This is a genomic window from Cutibacterium porci, from assembly GCF_009696315.1.
In the GTDB taxonomy this organism is placed as follows: domain Bacteria; phylum Actinomycetota; class Actinomycetes; order Propionibacteriales; family Propionibacteriaceae; genus Cutibacterium; species Cutibacterium porci.
This window is the reverse complement of the sequence record NZ_VUMG01000002.1, coordinates 298065-319813: the sequence shown is the minus strand read 5'-3', so window position 1 is coordinate 319813 and position 21749 is coordinate 298065. Positions and strand designations below refer to the sequence as shown.

The following is a 21749-nucleotide window of genomic DNA, read 5'->3' as shown; positions in this document are numbered from 1 at the left end:
AGACATGGAACCACGAAAAGTGTGACTCAGGGGGGATATTTCATGGACAGCCTGACGAATCTCGCAACCACTGAGGGGAGAAACCCGGCAAGCGAGGGACTCGACCAGTTGTCAACCCTTGAGATGCTCCGCGTTATGAACGACGAAGACCATCGGGTTCCAGACACTGTCGCGTCCCAGCTTTCAGCGGTAGCGGCTGTTGTCGAGGCTGCTGTGAGAGGTCTATCTGACGGAGGTCGATTGATATATGCCGGTGCCGGAACGAGCGGACGGCTAGGTGTTCTCGATGCAGTGGAGTGCCCACCGACGTTCAGTACCGATCCCACGATGGTCGTCGGTCTCATTGCAGGAGGACGACAAGCCATGTTCCAGGCTGTGGAAGGGGCAGAAGATGATGCGGATCGCGGCGTCGCAGAGATGAACGCCCTTCAACCAGGTCACCATGACGTCGTGGTCGGCCTGACAGCGTCGGGGCGAACTCCTTGGGTTGTGGGTGCGGTGCGCGCGGCAAGACGAGCTGGAGCAGTGACGGCTGCGGTGAGTTGTAATCGTGGTGCGGCAATCAGTAGCGAAGTAGAGCTTCCGATCGAAATTGATGCTGGTCCTGAGGTCCTCACCGGATCGACCCGCCTCAAAGCTGGGACAGTACAGAAGCTTGTCCTCAATATGATCTCGACCGCAACCATGGTGAAACTAGGTAAAACGTACGGAAACCTGATGGTCGACGTCGCTCCGAATAACGAGAAGTTACGGCAGCGAGCTGTATCAATCGTGATGACTGCTACGGGATGTTCTAGGGAAGATGCCATGACGGCGCTGCGTGAGGCCGACTGGCATGCCAAAACGGCCATTGTCATGGTGCTGATGGGAATGACTGCGGCGCAAGCTCGTAGCCGACTAGCAATAGCCGGCGGGGCAGTCCGGACTGCTGTCGACGAAAATTACCGTCACCACTGAGTCTTCCAAGGGAGGAAGCCATGGACTATTACTCACTTGCACGACAAATACTTGACCTTGCTGGAGGGCCTGACAATATTGAATCATTTACCAACTGCATGACGCGGCTACGTCTGAATCTCGTTCAGCCACATATAGCTGACGTCGAAGCCATCAAGGACTTAGACGGAGTCCTCGGGGTCGTAGAGGGCACACAATTGCAGGTCGTCGTTGGGCCTGGTCACGCGGAAAGATTACGAGCATCCTTCGGTGAGGTTATAGGGTCGGCGGGTTCTTCCGCTGTGAATGACACGGACGCGGTAACTACAAGCACGTCAACTGCGACTCCGACGGCAGAGACGTCTCCAGCTGTGACCGAGATAGAATCGGCTGCAATTTCAGAAGACGACACCGATCTGGCTGCCCGTACCAGGGCAAAGGTACGAAACAAGCAAACATCGCGGGTGCAAGCGATGTTTCGGCACGTCGGGAACATTTTTGTCCCAATTATTCCAGGATTTATCTCCTGTGGATTAGTCACCGCTATTTGCGGTATATGGAAGATGGTCGATCCCGCAGTTGCCAACGATGGGTGGTTCCTCGTTTTGGCTGGTCTCGGAGGCATCGTTATTGCCTCGCTCAACCTGATCGTGGGGTATAACACAGCTCAAGAGTGTGGTGGCAGTCCGATCTTGGGTCTTATCGCCGGAGGGGTTCCGTACATGCCAGCCCTTGCCGGAACCGTTGCAACTGACAAGGCGGCGGGTGTTCCACTGACGATCCCAGTATTCGGGGAGCTTAATCCCGGGTTAGGGGGCGTTATTGGTGTCATGATCACGGCATGGCTGTTCACCGTAATTGAGAACCGGCTGCGTAAGGTTGTCCCAGCGGCCATAGAGCTATTTTTTGTGCCTACTGTAACTCTGCTACTCGGAGCCGCAGCCTCCATCTTTGTGATCATGCCGTTGTCGTCCCTACTCATGAAGAGGCTGACCTGGCTGCTAGTGGATTTTGCACTTGCCAAGGGTGGAATCATCGGTGGATTTATCCTCTCGACTTTCTTCTTACCTATGGTGATGTTGGGAATCCACCAGGGGCTTACCCCGATTCACGCTCAACTGATCGCCAATCATGGTTATACCGAGCTGTTGCCCATTCTCGCAATGGCTGGAGCTGGTCAGGTTGGGATGGCGATTGCTGTCCTTATGAAGACTCGTAGCCAGAAATTGATGTCTGTCATCAAAAGCGCGTTGCCACTTGGTATTCTTGGCGTGGGTGAACCCCTCATATACGGGGTTTCCCTGCCATTACTGTATCCTTTCCTTACCGCGTGTATTGGTGGCGGTTTTGGCGGTGCTTTCATAGCATGGGGAATGCAGCACTCTGGATTGTTTGGTTCTCAGGCTTTGGGTCTGTCGGGTTTGCTTATGGCGCCGGTGATTTCTGCGGGAAAGTGGGCCTGGTATCTCGGCGGATGGCTCGTGGCAGTCATCATGGGTTGGTTACTGACTTTCCTGTTCGGTTTTAAAGATTCCATGGCTGAGCGCATCATGGACTGATCAATGATATGGTCTATATATCCGACTGATGACAGTTTCGATCGGGTTGCTTGCCAGGCTGCTGAGCATGGCGGAGTTGTATTTACGTCTCTACATTTGCCGGAAGTTGAAGATGTCGAATCTTTCCTCGGCATTCTGGCGGATCTGCACGACCGTTTCGCGCTTACCTTTTGGGCTGATGTCTCGCCGGTGGCCATTGACCTTCTTAGACCAGAGTTGCGGGATGTCGGGATCGTCGGACTGCGATATGATTTTGGGTTCGGAACCTATGACATCCATAAATTGGCTGAGCGAACTGGATTAGGTACGGCCATCAACGCATCTACGATCGACGCGACGACACTTGACTCTTTGATCGATTTAAGGCCTGTCGGATGGCACAATTATTACCCTCGTCCTAGTACTGGCATTACGACGAGTTGGTGCTTAAAGCAGTCACGGCTGTTCATTGATCGCGGACTGCCGGTGACTGCATTTATCCCCGGGGAAAGAGGATTGCGGGGCCCACTCCACCGTGGATTGCCGACGCTAGAGCACCACCGGTACCGGAACGCGTGGGCGAACGTGATCGAGCTGCGCCAGATGGGAGTAACTGTGGCAGTGGCCGAGGGAACGCTGACTCAACGAACCCTTACCTGGATTGAGCGGTTCGACACCGATGGTGTTATTACCTTGCCGCTGTGTGATCTCGCTTGTGCTGAGCTCTTGGGAGAGCACACTCTACGTCGGGAAGAGACGGGTATCTCATGGCGCATCGACGGCACGCGGGGGATGGACGTACCTGATGCGCCCAATGCTGGATTGCGTCCCGCTGGATCCCTTCAAATGGATACTTTGGACAGATACTGCGGCGAGGTTCATCTCATGGTTAGGGACGAACCTCTTGACGGGAACTGGGTGAGAGTCGGCGAAGTGGCCGGGCCCTATGCCGAGATGGTCGCGTATCTCAGCGGTGGAATGAAGGTTGATTTCACTATGTGGGGTTGATGCATTGGCAGTTATGGGATGCTGTCCAGGCGTTGAGCGGAAAGGGTAGTTGGGCTGTCGGAACTGAATCATTAGATTCGTCATTGAGTATTTTCGCAGAAAATGCATGATCATTGGTACGTACGATCAGCAAATGCGCAGCACATTATGGCGGATTCTCGGTGATTGTACGAGCTGCGCCCCGGTATGTGGAAGTTGCTGTTGTCGGGTTCTATCGGTCACTCTCACGTCCAAAGAAACATCGATTGGGGGCTCTGTGCCGCTAGTCTGGATACGAACCTCCAGCGGGCGATCAACGCTGAGGTTGCTTCTGGCCCGCCCATGATGTCGGGGGATGGGCAGATTGTTGTCGATACTGGGCCGATAAACCATGAACTGACCACAAAGTGTCTTGGTGAAAATCTCATTGGCGAGATGACGGATTCTCGATCTATTCAATGCCGCCAACTTATATCCGCCGCGTGGCCTTTCTTCCCGGTGACAAGATCGCTTCGCTGATCTTGGCTAGCGAGGTATTGGTAAACAGCGCGTCAAGTCTCGGGGCTTGCCACGTCATCGTCGCAGGAGGCTGACTACACGGAGACGTGAGCCAAAAAACACCATCGGTCCACTGCGTTGGGAAAAACCCAGAAATGTGCTGAGCACATTTCTGGGTTCCCAGCTGTTAAGCTGTTGGGCACCCATGCGTTCACGAGGTACGGGGTTGTGCCATGACGGTGATCAATCTCTACGCGTGACCACCATCATCCGTTGGTCGAGAATTCGCAGCACCCGGTCAGCGAGTTCTGGGTCGACGTCGATATCGCTGCGGGCATGTAATACGGCTTCACAGGCGGCATCCAACGCGACTGTCATCATTCGCTGATAATGCTGGGTGCGATGGGAAATGCTATTTTCGTCTGATCCATTATTGCCTTCACCGACGGCTGCGGTGCTGGATGCGTTATCGTGAGCATCAATTTGCTCAGACATCTTCAATTCTTCTCGCAGGGTCTCAAACCTACGTTCCAGGGCGTTGTTCAATTCGTCCGCAAAGGAATCGTGCGGAAATTCCTCTTCTACGGCCTTCACGGCTGCGTGCTGGGAAGTTCTGACAATTTGGGCTATTTGCGCGATGGTGCGCGTCTTCTGAGGTGGTACTAGTTTGCGTGACAGCCACGGCAAGGTCAGGCCTGTTGGCACGAGTGTGACAAAGATGACCGATGCAGCTAACACTACGACGAGGTGGCGTTCGTCCATTCCGCTACTTGTCTTACCCATCTCAGGCAGAGCCAGAGCTAGGGCCAACGTGGCCAGCCCGCGCATTCCACTCCACGTCAGTAGCACCGCGCTGCTCACAAATTTGCGTACGGAGGTTTTGATGATGAGTCGTCCCATAGTGAGGACGAAGAGGAATCGCACTGCGAACAGCACGATCACTAGCACTGTCACTGGAACTAGATACGATCGGATGTCATCGCCACCGGTAAACACGTTACGCATCTGCAAGCCGATAAGGCCGAATGCAATTCCCGTTACCAGCAAGTTGGCGATTTCCCAGAACGTCGACCGCGCGATTCGGGTTTCGCTGTCTTCTGCACGCGCTCGTCGGTTCGTTTCAAGCGCGGCGACGACTACCGCGATGACCCCGGAAGCGTGAAGGTGCTCGGCAATGAGATAGGCGGCAAAAGGAGTTACAACGCTGACAATGACTCGTGCGGCGACGTCAGGAGTGAGCTTGTCGACAACCCGGTACAGGTATCCCATCATGAGTCCAACCGCCACGGCTACGAGAGCACCAAGGAGAAAGTCGAGGATGATCGTCGGGCTGATTGATGTGCGTCCGGCTTCAACCGCTGCAAGGGATGTTTGGAAAATCACGATCGCCACCGCGTCGTTAAACAGTCCCTCCGATTGCAACAGCATCATGATCTGTCGCGGTATGCGGGCCGATCCTGAAACTGCTTCAACGGCGACTGGATCAGGCGGAGCGACTGCGGCTCCGGCGACCAGAGCCAGGGTAAATGTGACACCCGGCACCACCCACCACAGCGTCAGCGCGGCCAAAAAAGCAGTGAGCGTAGTGAGCCCGACTGCCATGGCGAGTAGGAGGTGCCAGCGCTTGCGGAACACCGACCAACTCGTGTTGCGGGCGGTCGCGAACAGCAACGGTGGCAGGAATAGTTCCAGAATGAGGTCTGGGTCGATTACCGGGACGGTGAAGCCCGGAATGAAGGTTAATACGATCGAGGCCAGCATCATGAGGATTGGATATGGGAGACCGAATCGCTTCCCGACTGTGACGCATATCACGGTGATGGCACACAATCCAACCAGGACGAACAGCACACTTCAGCTTATCGACTTCGTCACCGGCGTTACGGAGTCGTCTCATCCGTGCTCTCTGTGCTGTAGGAGCAAGCGACTGATCCGCTGTTCGCACCTGCGCGATCCGAGATGTCCTTCGCGCCGACTACTCTGTCCAAGTCGGCACGATCCCAACGGCTTGGGGTCGGAATGTGAAAGGAGTGCCCGTGGCCCGTTCCGACTTCGTCCACCTTCACACTCACACTGAGTACTCCATGCTGGACGGTGCTGCCAGCAATGAGAAGCTCTTCGCAGAGGTGGCGCGTCAGGGGATGCCCGCGGTTGCCATGACAGACCACGGAAACATGTTCGGCGCCTACGAGTTCTTCCAGATCTCGAAGAAATATGACGGGGACCAGAATCCTCTCGTCAAGCCGATCATTGGTATCGAGGCGTACGTCGCTCCGAGCAGCCGGAAGTCGCGAGTTCAGGAATTTTGGGGGACGTCTCGGGATGCTGGTGATCCAGACGCCGAGGGCGGCAAGGACGTTTCTGGGGGTGGCCGGTATACCCATATGACGATGTGGGCGAAGGATCCCGAGGGCCTCCACAATCTGTTCCGGCTGTCGTCCTTAGCGTCATACGAGGGCTACTACATGAAGCCGCGCATGGACCGCGAGCTCATGTCTCAGTATCCCGGTGGCATTATCGCTTCGACGGGCTGCCCATCGGGTGAGGTACAAACCCGGCTCCGTCTTGGACAGTTTGAGGAGGCCTGCCAAGCAGCGTCCGATTATCGGGACATTTTTGGCCACGAAAACTATTTTTGTGAGTTGATGGATCACGGCGTCCCGATTGAAAAACAGGTGAGGTCAGACCTGCTCAAGCTGGCCAAGCGGCTGGATATTCCGCTACTCGTAACAAACGACTCGCACTATGTTACCGAAGACCAAGCTGATGCTCATGACTCGTTGCTGTGTGTCGGCGTAGGTCGAAATAAAGACGATCCCAACCGTTTTCGTTTCAACGGCTCCGGCTACTACATCAAGTCATCGGAGCAGATGAGAGCGCTATTCCCTGACCACCCAGAGGCCTGCGACAACACCTTGCTGTTGACCGAGATGATTGGCCCCTACGATGAGGTGTTTAAACACGTTGACCGGATGCCGCAGTTTGACGTCCCAGAAGGGGAAACCCAGGAGTCCTGGCTGCGCAAGAAACTCCAGGAGGGACTCGACGAAAAGTTTGGCCCGAATCCTCCCAAAGAAGTCCTAGACCGTCTCGAAACCGAGTTGTCGGTCATTGAGCCGCTGGGATTCTCCTCTTACTTCCTCGTCGTTTCCGATATCTGCAATGCTGCACGCTCCATGGGTGTGCCGGTTGGGCCTGGACGCGGATCTGCTGCTGGCTCCTTGGTGGCGTACTTGACCGGGATTATTGCGATCAACCCGTTGGAACATGGCTTGCTGTTTGAGAGGTTCCTCAATCCGGAGCGGGTCAACCCGCCCGATATTGACCTTGATTTTGACGATCGTCAGCGCGACAAAGTCATTGACTACGTCACACACAAATACGGAGCCGAGTACACCAGCCAGGTCAATACATTCGGAAAGATTAAGGCGAAGGCTGCCGTCAAAGATGCCAACCGTATTTTGGGTTACCCTTTCGCTCTCGGCGACAAGATCACCAAGGCCATGCCTCCCGACGTCATGGGCAAAGGCGTTCCATTAGCCAAGATCTTCGATCCTTCCCACGAGAGGTATGCCGAAGGCCAAGAATTTCGTCAGCTCGTGGCGGATAACCCAGACGTCGCAAAGGTCGTCGAGACCGCAAAAGGGCTTGAAGGGCTCATTCGTGGTACTGGCGTGCATGCCTGCGCCTTCATCTTGTCGAGTGCCCCGCTGCTCGACCTCGTCCCGATGCATAAGCGCGACAAGGACGGCATGATCATTGCCGGTTTTGCATATCCCCAGCTCGAAGAGATGGGGCTCATGAAGATGGACTTCCTGGGCCTGCGCAATCTCGGCATCATGGATCACTGCATCAAGATCATCAAGGACAACCGGGGGATCGACGTCGATCTCAAGGACCTCGCTCTTGATGATAAGGCGACCTATGAGATGTTGGCCCGCGGCGACACTCTAGGCGTTTTCCAGCTTGATGGTGCGGCTATGCGGTCGTTGCTGCGGCTCATGGGGCCAACATGCTTCGACGACATCGTCGCCGTGCTGGCTTTGTATCGTCCAGGTCCGATGGGCGCTAATGCACATATCTCCTATGCCCAGCGCAAAAACAACCGGGAACCGATCGTTCCGATCCATCCCGAGCTCAAAGAAGACCTCGACGAGATCCTTGCTCCCACCTATCACCTCATTGTGTATCAGGAGCAGATCATGTCGATTGCCCGGAAGCTCGCCGGGTACACCCTGGGTGGTGCCGACCTATTGCGCCGAGCGATGGGTAAGAAAAAGAAGCACATCCTGGAGGAGAACTTCATTCCCTTCCAGGCGGGTATGCGTGAACATGGTTATTCCGACGACGCCATCCAGACTCTCTGGGACGTCATGGTGCCCTTTGCGGGGTACGCTTTCAATAAGTCCCACGCTGCTGGCTACGGACTAGTTTCGTACTGGACGGCGTACCTCAAGGCTAACTATCCCGCTGAGTACGGCGCGGCTCTGCTGACCAGCGTCGGTGACGACAAAGACAAAATGGCGATGTATCTGGCCGATATGCGTGCCCAGCACATCAACGTCCTACCCCCGGACGTCAATGCCTCCTCACTTGAGTTCACCGCTGTCGGTGAGGATATTCGGTTCGGCCTAGGAGCCGTCCGAAATGTCGGTGCTAATGCTGTAGCTGAAATTATTCGTGCTCGAAAAGAGAATGGTCCGGCTCCCGACTTCTTTACTTTCCTCGACCAGGTGAGTCTGACAGTCTGCAATAAGAGACTTATCGAATCCCTCATTAAGGCTGGTGCCTTCGATTCCATGGGTCATTCTCGACGCGGCCTGATGGCTGTCTACGAGCAGGCGGTCGACGCCGTCATTGATATCAAGCGCAATCAGGCCAACGGGCAAGACGATTTGTTCGGTATGGGCGACGACTCTCAGCCTACCCAAATGGGCGTCGAACGGGTCGTTCCCGACGACGATTGGGATCGCAGCACCAAGCTCGCTTTCGAACGCGAGATGCTGGGCCTCTATGTTTCGGACCACCCGCTGCGTGGACTCGAGGCAGCTCTGGAGGCGGAATCCGATATTTCGGTGGCAGAGCTGGTCAATCCCGAAGCCCACCACGAGGGTCGGTACACCGTCGCTGGCATGGTGACTCAGATCGTGCGGCGCACCACCAAGAACGGTGATATTTGGGCTTCGGTTACGTTGGAGGACCTCGATGCATCTATTACGATTGCGTGTTTTCCAAAGGTTTATCAGCGAGTCGAGCCTTTGTTGGCGGTCGACAGCATTTTGAAGGTTCGCGGCTTTGTTCGGGAACGCGACGAGGCTGTTGAAATGTCGGCTAATGATGTCTGGCTGCTTGATCTCACTGACGCTGGTAATAATGCACCGATGACGATCGATATGCGTCGCGGACGATGCACCCGTGGCACGATTGAAGAACTGCGAGGGGTATTGCGCAATCATCCGGGTAGCTCCGAGGTGCGATTACGACTTATTGACGGCAAGAAGATGACTACTTTTCGGCTTGCCGACGAACTCAAGGTCACTCAAGGACAATCGCTCATGGCAGACCTCAAAGCTCTGCTCGGTCCCTCATGCGTTCCTAGGAGGCAGCAATGAACGAGACCCTTCGCGCCAGTCGACTCGCGATCCTCCGCCTGAGCTTGTTCGTGATCGTGGCTGGAATTGTTCTTGGCGGACTAGCTGCTCCAATATGGCATTCTATGGTGACTCTGCCGACATACACCGTCGGGTCCGACGGTGCAGCGTCGACAACAGAGAAGGGACTCACTGAGGTCTTTTCGACCGACGCCATGTACTGCCTTATCGGTGTGGTTGTCGGGGTTATCATTGGCTGTTTGAGCTGGATCATGATGCGACAGCGGGGAGCGTGGGGCGTCTTAGCTGCCGCAACGTCGGCGTGTCTGTCGGCGCTAGTGTGCTGGTGGGTAGGCGTTCTTATCGGTCCTGACTCCTTCGCGGAGCGAATCGCCTCGGCTAAGTCGGGGGAGGCCATCCCGGTCGATTTTGCCCTTCATACCTGGGTAGCAGTCCTGGTGTGGCTGCTTGCCGCGATGGTGCCGATGCTCATTGCCTCCTTGGTGACGGCCAGCCGTGGCGCTCCGCGAACTGGACGTAAAAAGTCATTACGTGAGGGTTCACTAGACTGACGGTGTGCTGAGAATCGTCGATGTGACCAGTCAGACCACTGGCGACCTGCGTCACGCTGTGCCGCGTGCTGACTTCGATGTCGATGCCGCGATGTCGGCCGTCATCCCTGTTTGCTCTGCAGTGAGGGACCGTGGCGCTGAGGCGCTACGCGAGTACAGCGAGAAATTCGACCATGTGGTTCCCGACCATCTGCGTGTTCCAGCGCAGGCCCTCGCTAAGGCAGCTGAGGCCCTTGACGACACCTTCCGCCAGGCCTGTATCGAGTCAATTCGACGTCGCCGCCAGGTATGCCAGGAAGCGGAGATAGAGACATCTTCGCGACCGGTTGAGGTAGCTAGCGGGGCGCGGGTGAGTCAGCGCATCGTTCCAGTAGGGCGGGTAGGCCTGTATGTGCCGGGTGGATTCGCGCCGTTAGCGTCGTCGGTCATTATGAATGTCGTACCTGCGCAGGAGGCTGGTGTTTCGTCTATTGCGGTAGCGTCCCCGCCTCAGGCGGAGTTCGGTGGGTTGCCGCATCCGAATATCCTGGCCGTGTGTCACTTGCTGGGCGTGAATGAGGTCTACGCCGTCGGCGGTGCCCAGGCGATTGCGATGTTTGCCTACGGTGTTAACGGTTCCGATGATGCGGATTCTTGCCGGCGCGTCGACATGGTTACTGGTCCGGGCAACATTTACGTGGTGGCGGCTAAGCGGTACCTGCGCGGCACCGTCGGTATTGATTCGGAGGCTGGGCCCACCGAAATTGCCATCCTCGCAGACGAGACCGCCAACCCGCGTCACGTTGCTGCCGATCTCATGAGCCAGGCCGAGCATGACACGTTGGCCGCAGCAGTGCTCGTCACAGACTCGACGAGATTGGCTGAGGCAGTGCAACGCGAACTTGCCCCGATGGTGGAGGTAACCTTACATTCGCAGCGCATTCGCGCATCGTTGACGTCCAAGCAGTCAGCCATCGTCATGGTGCGCGATATAGACCAGGGTCTCGAAGTCGTTAACGCCTACGCGGCTGAGCACCTGGAAATTCAGACGGCCGATGCTGCCGCTGTTGCTGCCCGGGTCCGAAATGCTGGTGCCATTTTCATTGGGCCGTGGGCGCCGGTCTCTTTGGGCGACTACTCGGCTGGATCCACCCACGTCCTGCCTACCGCAGGGGCAGCCTGCCATTCTTCTGGCCTGTCGGTGCGTTCCTTCATGCGGGCTGTCCACGTCGTCGACTACACCGAAGATGCCCTTCTCGAACTGGCCGACTCCGTGGAGACTTTCGCGCTGGCAGAGAATTTGCCCGGCCATGCTAATGCCATCACCGTAAGGAGGCCACGTTGACTCAGCACCGACAGGCTCGTCAACCCCGTCCAGTGGTGAAGCCGGAGCCTAACTCTATTCAGTTGGCGGATCTCCCGCTGCGTCCCGAGCTTGTCGACGCGGTACCATACGGGGCTCCACAGCTTGATGTTCCAGTACGTCTCAACGTCAACGAAAACCCGTATCCGCCATCGGAGGCCGTACGCAAGGACATGGCTAAGGCCGTCGCCAAGGCTGCCAAAAGTCTCAACCGGTATCCGGACCGGGAGGCCACGGCACTGCGCGAGGATTTGGCCCGGTACATCGGCTTCGGTGTCAGCAGCGGCCAGATTTGGCCGGCCAATGGCTCTAACGAGGTTATGACTCACATCCTGCAGGCGTTTGGTGGCCCTGAACGTACCCTGCTGACGTTTACGCCGACATATTCGATGTATCCGGAATATGCCCGTAATACCCACACTGCCTATGTCACTCGGCCCCGCAATGCCTCATGGGGACTGACGACGAGCGAGATCCTCTCAGCAATTGAGGAGGTTAAGCCGAATATTATCTTGCTGACTACTCCAAATAACCCCACCGGCACCACTATCCCAGTTGCCGTCATTGACGAAGTATGTGCTCGTACCGACGCTATCGTGGTCGTCGACGAGGCATATCAGGAATTTACAGACGCGCCAGAGGACTCTTGCATCGCGTTGCTTCCAAAATACGGTCGGCTCATTGTGGTACGCACCTTGTCTAAGGCATTCGCTTTAGCGGGTGGCCGATTGGGTTATGCGGTCGCTGCGCCGGCCGTCGTCGACGCACTGCGGACGGTCCGACTGCCTTATCACCTCTCCGAGGTGTCACAGGTGGTGGCGAGGGTTGCTCTCGCACATGCTCCCGAAATGCTTGCCCGGGTCGACGAATTGCGCGAGACTCGTGCAAATCTGGAGGACTGGCTGCAGATGCACGGGTTGGACGTCGTCTCCTCGCAGTCGAACTTTGTCCTGTTTGGTAGGTTCGCCGATCGGCACGCCGTATTCCAAGCATTACTTGATCGCGGGGTACTTATCCGAGAAGTCGGGCCGAGTGGCTACTTACGCGTATGCGCTGGAACCCCACGTCAGACTGATGCTTTTCGTACCGCGTTGCTTGACGTCCTTCCCACCGCACACCGTCTCGTCCCCGAGGAGGAATGATGACTCACCGCCGCGCGCGCGTTTACCGGCAGACTGCGGAATCTACTGTCGATGTCGCGATTGATCTCGATGGGGCAGGGGAATCCACCATTTCGACCGGGGTAGGATTCTATGACCACATGCTGACAGCGTTGTCGAAGCACTCAGGTATCGACATGACGATTACGACGACCGGCGATATTGACGTCGATGGCCACCACAGCGTTGAAGATACAGCTATTGCGTTAGGGCAGGCTCTCGCTCAGGCTCTGGGTGACAAACGCGGTATTACCCGTTTTGGTGACGCCGTCGTTCCCCTCGACGAGGCCCTTGCTCAGTGCGTTGTTGACGTTGCGGGACGGCCATGGGTGGAGTGCTCAGGAGAACCGGAGGGGCAGGCTTACGCTCGTATCGGTGGGTCTGGCGTGCCTTATCAGGGATCGATGACGTACCACGTTGTGCAGTCCTTAGCACTCAACGGGGGGTTGTGCGTTCATTTGCGTTTACTGGCCGGACGCGACCCTCATCACATTTGCGAGGCCCAGTTCAAGGCGTTGGCTCGGGCTTTGAGAATGGCCATTGCGCCGGATCTGCGCAATGCGGGTCGGGTTCCCAGCACTAAAGGCGTTCTCAATGTCTGATTCAGTGCGCGTTGGCGTGATCGACCACGGTTCAGGAAACCTCCACTCGGCCGAGCGAGCATTGCATCAGGCGGGAGCTGAGGTTACGGTCTCCAATGACCCGAGCGTCCTGCGCGATAACGACGCCCTCGTACTGCCTGGAGTAGGAGCATTAGCCGCGTGTATGGCCGGTCTGCGCGCTATGGGTGGCGAGCGTCTCGTCCGCGAATGGGTTGATGAAGGACGACCCCTTCTGGGTATCTGTGTGGGACACCAGATGCTCTTTGAGCGTGGACGTGAACGTGACGCCGACGTGACATGTCTCGGTATTCTTCCCGGCGTCGTGACGCAATTACCGGCACAGCGGCTGCCCCACATGGGATGGAATACGGTGTCACCGGCCACCGGCTCGGCGCTTTTCTCTGACGGGGACGAGAGGTTTTATTTCATTCACTCCTATGGTGTCGTTGTGTCCGGCCCTGACGATCACGTCACCACCAGTACCCACCAGGGGGTGACATTCGTCGCGGCTGCGGAATGTGGACCGGTGACGTCCACTCAGTTTCATCCCGAGAAGTCGGGCACAGCAGGTCTCGCTCTGCTTGGTCGGTGGCTGCGTCAGCTGAGTTGATAGCCTTAGCCTGTGACCGGAGAACTCACTCTGCTTCCAGCTGTTGATGTCCAGGGCGGTCGTGCCGTCCAATTGCAACAAGGGGTAGCCAATTCCGAACGAGTATTTGGCGATCCTCTCGAAGTAGCTCAACGATGGCAAGATTTGGGGGCCCAGTGGATTCACCTCGTTGATCTTGACGCTGCTTTCGGGCGTGGATCCAATACTGAGATCATCAGTAGCATCGTTGAACACATGAATATCGACGTTGAGGTTTCCGGTGGTATTCGCGACCAACGGAGTCTCGAGTCCGCGTTGGCTGCTGGCGCAACCCGAGTCAACATCGGTACTGCTGCTCTTGAGGACCCTCAATGGTGCGACGAGGTCGTCGGACGCTACGGAGAACAGGTAGCTATTGGCTTAGATGTTCGCGACGACCAACTAGCAGCCCGTGGGTGGACGCGCCAAGGTGGGAAGGTTCTTGACGTGTTAGCGCGGTTAGAGGACGCGGGGTGCAAGCGGTACGTTGTTACTGACGTTGCCAGTGACGGCATGCTCACCGGCCCTAATTACGAGCTTCTCGGACGAATTTGCGCTCGCACGCAAGGCAAGGTTGTTGCGTCGGGAGGCATCGCTACGTTGGAAGATTTGCGACGCTTGCGTGGCTTAGTCCCGATCGGTGTTGAGGGAGCGATTGTTGGGACAGCCCTGTACGTTGGCAATTTCACGCTGCCAGCGGCCTTAGAGATTTGCCGAGCCCCGATCCCGGCGGATTCGTCACCGATGCCTGATTCCCACTAAGCGCCGATTGTCGTGGCACTTTTCTGTGCCTGATTCGTTCTCGGCCGGGGAGTGTAGACTGTCCGATTGTGTGCGTGGGCTTGTCCTGCGCCGGATGCTTGGCCCCGCTGGGCCGATAACTGCGACATTCGAGGAAGGGAGACACCGTCCATGAGCGGTCACTCCAAGTGGGCCACCACCAAGCATAAGAAGGCGGCCATTGACGCCAAGCGTGGCAAGCTTTTCGCCCGCCTGATTAAGAATATCGAGGTGGCTGCTCGCCTTGGCGGTGGGGACCCGTCAGGTAACCCGACTCTCTACGACGCTATTCAGAAAGCGAAGAAGAGCTCGGTTCCCAACGACAACATCACCCGTGCCGTCAAGCGTGGATCCGGCGAAGGTGCTGACGCCGTCAACTACGAGACGATCATGTACGAGGCTTACGGGCCTGCCGGTGTTGCGATCCTCATCGAGTGCCTCACCGATAATCGCAATCGCGCCGTTTCCGACGTCCGTGTTGCCGTGACCCGCAACGGTGGCACTATGGCTGACGGTGGCTCCGTACAACGCCTCTTCCAGCGCAAGGGAGTTGTCTCAGTGCCCAAGACCTACGAGGTTGAGGAGGGGCGCAAGACAGAGACCCGTGAGGTGGACGAGGACCAGCTCATGGAGGCCACTATTGACGCTGAGCCCGAGGACATCGTCGATGAGGGTGAGGTCTTCGAGATCATTTCGGATCCAAACGCCGTTGTTGATGTCCGCAAGGCTGTTCAGGACGCTGGGATTGATTACGACTCCGCTGAGGTGTCATTTAAGCCCGACTTTACCCAGCCTGTTGAGCTTGACGACGCTCGCAAGCTTTACAAGATTCTTGACGCCCTCGAAGATCTCGACGACGTCCAAAATGTATTCTCCAACGCTGATATTTCCGCTGAGGTTGCGGCGGCGCTTGACGAGGAGGAATGAGCATTCCAGAGTCGACTTCCCACCCGCGTGTTACAAGGGTTATGGGAGTCGACCCCGGTCTCACTCGCTGCGGTGTCGGCGTCGTAGAAGGCGGGCTGGGAACGCAGCTGAAACTGATTGCAGTGGGTGTTATCCGTACTCCTGCTGATCTCGATCATGCACATCGCCTACTTCGTATCCATGATGGGCTGGAAGAGTGGCGGGAAAACACTCACCCCGATGCCATCGCCGTGGAGAAAGTGTTTGCACAGCACAACCGCAATACGGTAACTGGAACTGCTCAGGCAGCTGGAATGGCAATGATGATCGCAGCGCGTCACGGTCTTCCGGTCGCGCTACACACCCCAAGTGAGGTTAAAGCAGCAATCTCGGGTTCGGGGCGAGCAGATAAGGCTCAGGTGGGCCACATGGTGGCACGTGTGCTGCGGCTATCGGCTCCTCCCACACCAGCTGACGCCGCAGACGCCGTTGCTTTAGCGATTTGCCAGCTATGGCGTGGCGGGGCTACCAATCGTCTCGAGGCTGCCGTGGCTGCGCAACGACGCGGTCGGCCCACGCCCCGCTCCTGGAAGGATCTGGCACGGTGATTTCCCACGTCTCCGGTACGGTGAGTTCTGCTGGCCCGACGTGGGTCGTCCTTGACAATCATGGTGTCGGTATCAAGGTGCTGTGTCCCCCTGCCACGGCTGCGAGTGCACGGATCGACCAAGACATGTCCTTGCAGACCTCTCTGGTCGTGAGGGAGGATTCCCTCACGCTTTACGGGTTCGTTGAGGCTGATGACCGCGACGCTTTCGAACTGGTGCAGACCGCATCGGGCGTCGGCCCGAAACTGGCTGCGGCAATCATGAGTGTCTTAGATTCTGCTCAGCTTGCCACGGCGATTGCCGATGAAGATGACGCGACGTTGTGCCGCGTGCCCGGTATTGGCCGCAAAGGTGCGGCGAAAATGATTCTTGAGTTGAAAGACAAGATGGCCGCTTTTGCCTCACGCGGGCCTTCCTCGGGTAGTGCCGTCCAGGTGACTGCACCGTGGCGGCAGCAGGTGACAGAGGGTCTGATCGGATTGGGCTGGTCTGCTAAAGATGCAGAGAGAGCCGTTGATGAGGTGGCCGTCCTCAAGGAAGCTGATCCGGCTATGACGATCGGCAACCTTATGCGAGCTGCGTTGCGCAGTTTGGCGCCGTGATATGTCGGTCACTTCTGGCAGACTGACCGACGTCGTCAGGAAGGAGAATGTCGGTGGAGCACTCGCCCGTCGATCCGTCGGCCGAACCCCCTGAAAAGGCTGAGGAAGCGGCCCTACGTCCTGGCGTGCTGGCAGAGTTCGGAGGGCAGCAGCGGGTTGCCGAACAACTTGGCTTAGTCCTTGCAGCGTCGAAATCGCGGGGCACGACCCCCGATCATGTGCTGCTATCAGGGCCCCCAGGTCTCGGCAAAACGACCTTGGCCATGATTATTGCCTCCGAAATGTCAGCACCTATCCGTATCTCTTCTGGGCCTGCCATTCAGCACGCTGGGGATCTAGCTGCGATCTTGTCGTCATTAGTACCCGGTGAGGTGTTCTTCCTCGATGAGATCCATCGGATGTCCAAACCTGCTGAGGAGATGCTTTACCTGGCAATGGAGGATTTCCGGGTGGACGTCGTCGTCGGTAAAGGGCCAGGAGCGACTGCGATTCCGATCGATATTCCGCCGTTTACCCTGGTGGGAGCGACGACGCGGGCCGGCCTACTTCCGGGGCCGCTGCGTGACCGCTTCGGTTTTACGGCTCAGCTCGACTACTACGAGGTAGCCGACCTTGAACGGATCGTGACGCGATCAGCCGGGGTCATTGGAGTTGAGCTTGCTGCGGGCACAGCGCACACCATTGCGTCACGGTCTCGGGGGACGCCGCGCATCGCTAACCGATTGCTTCGACGGGTCCGTGATTGGGCCGATGTTAATCATGAATCTCCAGTGACGCCGCAAGGGGCCCAGACCGCTCTTGACCTCTACGAGGTGGATCCGTTGGGCCTGGACCGCCTCGATAGAGCAGTTCTCACAGCGGTGTGTCTGAAGTTTGGCGGCGGGCCCGTAGGCTTGTCGACCCTTGCGATTAGCGTGGGGGAGGAGCCGCAGACCGTTGAAGAGGTCGCTGAGCCTTTCTTGGTACGACTTGGTTTCCTTATGCGTACTCCGAGGGGCCGGGTTGCCACCGACAGAGCCTGGCGACATCTCGGTCTTGAACCGCCTTCCGACGGCCCCAGCGAGGGTCTGTTCTGACCACATTAACCGAGTCGGGGTAGCATGACCCCGGTCATACCCGAAGACAAGGAACGTTCTATGCCTCTTCTCGCGAGCCCGCTGGGCGGAATGCTGCCCCTGCTGATCATCTTCATCGTCCTCATTGGTTTCACGGTGTGGCAGGGCAAGAAGCAGGTCAAGAAGCAGCAAGAGGAGCGCTCACAACTCGAGTCACGTCTTGAGGTTGGTACCCGCGTCGTGCTTAACAGTGGGCTATTCGTCACCATTACTCATATTGGGGACAAGCAGGCAGTTGTTGAGCTTGCGCCGGGAGTTGAGGTGAGCATCCTTAAGCAGGCTATCGTTCGGCCCGCCGGTGACGAGGAAGAGTTTGCTTTCGCTGATGACGTCGCTGCAGAGAACTCCACGGCTAGCAACGACGTCGCTACCGAGCCGGCACGTGATGCATCGACTGCTTCGGAGCCCGCCGTTGCGACGACTCATACCTCTGACGAGCACACACAAGCCTGATACCCACCAAGAGCAAGGAACTCATTCGACGTGGCAACGAAAAAGCGAACACATCATCCAGGTAGGACCCTGGTGATTTTCCTGGTGGTCATGATAGTCATGTACGTCCTCATGGCAGTTATGCGTACGTGGTCACCTAAGCTCGGCTTGGATCTTAGGGGCGGGACATCAGTCACATTGACGGCCAAGACGGAGGATGGCAAAGCTCCCACAGCGACAAGCCTCGAGCAGGCCCGTATCATCATCCAACAGCGGGTGAACGCACTAGGAGTGGGCGAGTCATCGGTGCGGACGATGGGTGATCGCAATATCGTCGTGTCAGCCCCGAATGTCGAGAGTTCTAAGCTTGTTGAAATGGTGGGTCAGACCGCCCAGCTGGGATTCCGTATGGTGTATGCGGAAGAGCCAGTAAATACGAAGGGCGCGACTCCTCAGCCGGTACAACCATCTACTCTGCCGACTGCCAACCCTCATGCCAGTGCCTCGGCGGCTCCGGATGCACCTGCTAGCTCCAAAGGTGGCGCTAAATCCAGTACTACGCAGTTCAACGAGAAGGATCCTCAGTCAGCTGCGAAAATGGTAAAAGCTGCCCAGGAGTGGACGCCTACGCCCGAAGATCAACAAGCCTTTAAAAGCTATACGTGCGCGAAATCGGTCGACTCACCGGGCGATCAGTCGCTGGTGACCTGTGATCGTGAAGGTACCACCAAATATCTGCTGTCTCCGCTCGCGATTACCGGTACCCAAGTAGCCAGTGCTGATTCAGGTATTCCGCAAGGACAGCTGTCCTACGTCGTCAACTTGAAATTCAATTCTATCGGCACCACTTCGTTCGGCGCTGCTACCACGTACCTGTGTTCGCAGACAAGCCCGCAGAATCAGTTTGCGGTTGTCCTCGATGGCAAGGTCATCTCTTCTCCGCAGCTCGACGGAAGTAAAGGATCATCCTGCCCGATTAACGGTGGCGAGGCTCAGATCTCTGGCAACTTCACTCAGGACAGCGCGGCTGATCTCGCCAATGTCTTGAAGTACGGCGCTCTTCCGCTGTCGTTCGATATTTCCAGCGTTGACACCATTTCGCCCACCCTCGGCGGTGAGCAGCTTCGTGCCGGCATCATTGCTGGAATTGTGGGCCTTATTCTCGTTGGCGCGTACTGCCTGCTCTACTACCGGGGCCTTGGCTTGGTTGCCCTCAGCTCCCTCATCGTCGCCGGTATCACCACATATGCGGCCATGGTTTTGCTCGGCGAGGCCGTCGGGTTCACCCTGTCCTTAGCAGGTATCGCTGGCGCGATCGTTGCCATCGGTGTGACAGCAGACTCCTTCATTGTCTACTTCGAACGTATTCGAGACGAGATTCGTGAAGGACGCACCTTGCGTACCGCTCTACAGACAGGTTGGGCAAAAGCCCGAGGCACGATCCTCATGGCTGACGGTGTGTCCCTACTGTCGGCGATCGTCTTGTTTGTGCTGTCGGTAGATCAGGTGAAGGGATTCGCGTTCACTCTCGGTCTGACGACGCTCATCGACCTTGTCATTTGTTTCTTCTTTACTCATCCGATCGTCACGCTGCTGGGGCGTACGAAGTTCTGGGGACAGGGCCGACGCGGTTCTGGCTTTGAGGCGGAGCATATGGGCGTCACTGAGAGCCAACTACTCGGTCGTAGGAGCAGACGATCTACTCCACGCGCAAAGCGGACCGCCGAGCCGAAGGAGGCCTGAGATGACTGATGGTAAGAGCTCCCAGACCTCATCTATTGTCACGGAGCGTCGCGCGGACGCTGCGACTGGCAAGAAACACAAGCATGGTTTTACTCACGCCTTGTACACCGGTGAGATCTCCTATGGGTTTATCGAGCGTCGTAAGCTCTGGTACACCATTACGGCGATCGTTGTCGTTATTTCGCTTATCGGTCTGCTGGTGCGTGGCCTGAACCTCGGCATTGAGTTCAAAGGTGGTGTTCAGTTCCGGGCTCCAGCCCATGTCGCTACCTCGACCATCGACGACGTCCGAAAGTCAGTGTTGTCTTCAGGTGCCCCTGATATGGATGCCACAGAGGTCGTGAGTCTTGGCTCCAATGCAGTCCAGGTGCAGACGCGTGCTCTCAACAATGACGAGACCACAAAAGTGCAGGAGGCGATTGCGAAGGCCACCGGAACAAAGGCGACTTCGGTTACCTATTCCAAAGTTGGTAGCCAGTGGGGTAAGCAGATTACCAGTAAGGCGCTCAAAGCGTTAGTTGTCTTTCTGGTCTTGGTGATGTTGCAGATCTGGGCGTATTTCCGGCACTGGAAGATGTCTATCGCCGCTCTCATCGCTCTCATGCACGACCTCGTCGTCACCATCGGTGTCTATGCGCTGGTCGGGTTCACGGTGTCACCGTCGACTGTCATTGGTGTCCTGACGATTCTGGGTTATTCGTTGTATGACACCGTCGTCGTTTTTGACAAGGTGCGCGAAAACGTCCAGGACATCGAGAAGCGCGATTACACCTTCGCCGAGGGCGCTAACCGAGCGATCAACCAGGTGCTGGTGCGGTCCATCAATACCACGATTGTCGGCGTGCTCCCCGTCGCTGCATTGCTCTTTACTGGCGCTTTTGTGCTCGGTTCCGGGCCGTTGGAAGACCTTGGTTTGGCCTTGTTCGTCGGCATGGTGGTCGGTGCCTATTCTTCGATCTTCATTGCAACGCCGGTATTCGCTCAGCTGCGCGAGCATGAACCGGCCATCAAAGAGCACACCGCACGCGTCATGCGCCGCCGTGAAAAGGCTGCTCAGACGAGTCCACAGGTGGTTGCACAGACCGTTGCTGCGGAAGGTCCGGGCGACGTGACGACTATCACCGGCGGTGATCGTCACCAGCCACGCCGCTCTACCCGTGCCGAGAGGAAGAAATGACTTATCGTAAGGATCTCATTGCGAGTTTGATCCGAGACGTCCCGGATTTTCCAGAGCCGGGCGTCACGTTTAAAGACATCACTCCACTACTGGCTAATTCCAACGGTTACGCCGCTGCGATCTCTGAACTGGTCGATACTGCATCTCGTGATGTGGATGTGGTCCTCGGCATGGAGGCGCGTGGGTTCATGTTTGCCGGGCCGGTAGCCCTTTCGTTGGGCGCAGGGTTTGTCCCTGTCCGCAAGCCTGGAAAGCTTCCGGGTGAGGTTTACTCTGAGTCCTTTGTGCTGGAGTACGGTTCGGCAACCCTGACGGTTCATCAAGATGCAGTGCAGCCTGGCTCGAAGGTGCTCATCGTCGATGACATTTTGGCGACGGCAGGTACAGTTCGCGCGACCGCGTCTCTGGTGGAGCAATTGGGCGCGGAATTGGTCGGTGTGTCGGTACTTATGGAGCTGTCGGCTCTGGGCGGTCGTGAAAAGCTCGATCGCGCCGGAATTGGCCCTGTCAACGCGGTCCTAACAGTCTGATC

At 57.0% G+C, this 21749-nt stretch carries 19 protein-coding genes; 18 read left to right on the top strand and 1 reads right to left on the bottom strand.

All coding sequences use genetic code 11. The features are described from left to right. Nucleotides 1-42: 42 nt before the first annotated feature. The 3 genes from murQ to FYJ43_RS05425 are packed head-to-tail and all read left to right on the top strand — an operon-like array spanning nucleotide 43 to nucleotide 3482. Nucleotides 43-957, top strand: a complete 915-nt coding sequence (gene murQ, locus FYJ43_RS05435; RefSeq protein WP_154562736.1) for an N-acetylmuramic acid 6-phosphate etherase — start codon at nucleotides 43-45, stop codon at nucleotides 955-957. 20 nt (nucleotides 958-977) lie between these two features. Continuing rightward, entirely contained in the window at nucleotides 978-2495 is a 1518-nt protein-coding gene (locus FYJ43_RS05430; protein WP_154562734.1) for a PTS transporter subunit EIIC, read from the top strand. Nucleotides 2496-2498: 3 nt separating this feature from the next. Continuing rightward, on the top strand, nucleotides 2499-3482 hold the full coding sequence (locus FYJ43_RS05425) for a MupG family TIM beta-alpha barrel fold protein (RefSeq protein ID WP_154562732.1): 984 nt from the start codon (nucleotides 2499-2501) through the stop codon (nucleotides 3480-3482). A gap of 720 nt (nucleotides 3483-4202) precedes the next feature. Here FYJ43_RS05425 and FYJ43_RS05420 read toward each other — a convergent pair. Next, nucleotides 4203-5774 carry a cation:proton antiporter gene (locus FYJ43_RS05420; RefSeq protein ID WP_407643728.1) on the bottom strand — a complete coding sequence of 524 codons (1572 nt, stop codon included), beginning with the start codon at nucleotides 5772-5774 and terminating at the stop codon, nucleotides 4203-4205. 221 nt (nucleotides 5775-5995) lie between these two features. On the opposite strand from FYJ43_RS05420, the gene dnaE reads away from it, so the two are divergent. From dnaE to FYJ43_RS05345, 15 genes are all read left to right on the top strand, one after another. Then, entirely contained in the window at nucleotides 5996-9571 is a 3576-nt protein-coding gene (gene dnaE / locus FYJ43_RS05415; RefSeq protein ID WP_326833367.1) for a DNA polymerase III subunit alpha, read from the top strand. Then, complete coding sequence (locus FYJ43_RS05410; RefSeq protein WP_154562728.1) at nucleotides 9568-10122, top strand: hypothetical protein; 555 nt, start codon at nucleotides 9568-9570, stop codon at nucleotides 10120-10122. The genes dnaE and FYJ43_RS05410 overlap by 4 nt, the downstream gene beginning before the upstream one ends. Nucleotides 10123-10126: 4 nt before the next feature. After that, nucleotides 10127-11446 (top strand): histidinol dehydrogenase, encoded by a 1320-nt coding sequence (hisD, locus tag FYJ43_RS05405; protein WP_326833366.1) that lies wholly within the window; start codon nucleotides 10127-10129, stop codon nucleotides 11444-11446. 32 nt (nucleotides 11447-11478) lie between these two features. Further along, complete coding sequence (locus FYJ43_RS05400; protein WP_326833444.1) at nucleotides 11479-12606, top strand: histidinol-phosphate transaminase; 1128 nt, start codon at nucleotides 11479-11481, stop codon at nucleotides 12604-12606. Further along, entirely contained in the window at nucleotides 12606-13226 is a 621-nt protein-coding gene (gene hisB, locus FYJ43_RS05395; protein ID WP_154563386.1) for an imidazoleglycerol-phosphate dehydratase HisB, read from the top strand. The genes FYJ43_RS05400 and hisB overlap by 1 nt, the downstream gene beginning before the upstream one ends. Further along, a complete protein-coding gene (hisH, locus tag FYJ43_RS05390; RefSeq protein ID WP_154562724.1) occupies nucleotides 13219-13836 on the top strand; it encodes an imidazole glycerol phosphate synthase subunit HisH in 618 nt (205 codons plus the stop codon). The genes hisB and hisH overlap by 8 nt, the downstream gene beginning before the upstream one ends. A 12-nt stretch (nucleotides 13837-13848) precedes the next feature. Beyond that, nucleotides 13849-14616 (top strand): bifunctional 1-(5-phosphoribosyl)-5-((5-phosphoribosylamino)methylideneamino)imidazole-4-carboxamide isomerase/phosphoribosylanthranilate isomerase PriA, encoded by a 768-nt coding sequence (gene priA / locus FYJ43_RS05385; RefSeq protein ID WP_326833365.1) that lies wholly within the window; start codon nucleotides 13849-13851, stop codon nucleotides 14614-14616. Nucleotides 14617-14766: 150 nt separating this feature from the next. After that, entirely contained in the window at nucleotides 14767-15561 is a 795-nt protein-coding gene (locus FYJ43_RS05380; protein WP_154562722.1) for a YebC/PmpR family DNA-binding transcriptional regulator, read from the top strand. Nucleotides 15562-15602: 41 nt separating this feature from the next. Beyond that, the gene (gene ruvC, locus FYJ43_RS05375; RefSeq protein WP_154563382.1) at nucleotides 15603-16148 is read left to right on the top strand and encodes a crossover junction endodeoxyribonuclease RuvC; all 546 of its coding nucleotides are present in this window, start codon (nucleotides 15603-15605) and stop codon (nucleotides 16146-16148) included. Then, nucleotides 16145-16750 carry a Holliday junction branch migration protein RuvA gene (ruvA, locus tag FYJ43_RS05370; protein WP_326833364.1) on the top strand — a complete coding sequence of 202 codons (606 nt, stop codon included), beginning with the start codon at nucleotides 16145-16147 and terminating at the stop codon, nucleotides 16748-16750. The genes ruvC and ruvA overlap by 4 nt, the downstream gene beginning before the upstream one ends. A 47-nt stretch (nucleotides 16751-16797) precedes the next feature. Further along, nucleotides 16798-17826 carry a Holliday junction branch migration DNA helicase RuvB gene (gene ruvB, locus FYJ43_RS05365; RefSeq protein ID WP_154562718.1) on the top strand — a complete coding sequence of 343 codons (1029 nt, stop codon included), beginning with the start codon at nucleotides 16798-16800 and terminating at the stop codon, nucleotides 17824-17826. Nucleotides 17827-17850: 24 nt separating this feature from the next. Further along, the gene (yajC, locus tag FYJ43_RS05360; protein ID WP_154562716.1) at nucleotides 17851-18318 is read left to right on the top strand and encodes a preprotein translocase subunit YajC; all 468 of its coding nucleotides are present in this window, start codon (nucleotides 17851-17853) and stop codon (nucleotides 18316-18318) included. Nucleotides 18319-18390: 72 nt separating this feature from the next. Beyond that, nucleotides 18391-20040, top strand: a complete 1650-nt coding sequence (secD, locus tag FYJ43_RS05355; protein ID WP_326833363.1) for a protein translocase subunit SecD — start codon at nucleotides 18391-18393, stop codon at nucleotides 20038-20040. A 1-nt stretch (nucleotide 20041) separates the two neighbouring features. Next, on the top strand, nucleotides 20042-21217 hold the full coding sequence (gene secF / locus FYJ43_RS05350; protein ID WP_154562712.1) for a protein translocase subunit SecF: 1176 nt from the start codon (nucleotides 20042-20044) through the stop codon (nucleotides 21215-21217). Beyond that, on the top strand, nucleotides 21214-21747 hold the full coding sequence (locus FYJ43_RS05345; protein ID WP_154562710.1) for an adenine phosphoribosyltransferase: 534 nt from the start codon (nucleotides 21214-21216) through the stop codon (nucleotides 21745-21747). Before secF ends, FYJ43_RS05345 begins: the two co-directional genes overlap by 4 nt. Nucleotides 21748-21749 lie beyond the last annotated feature (2 nt).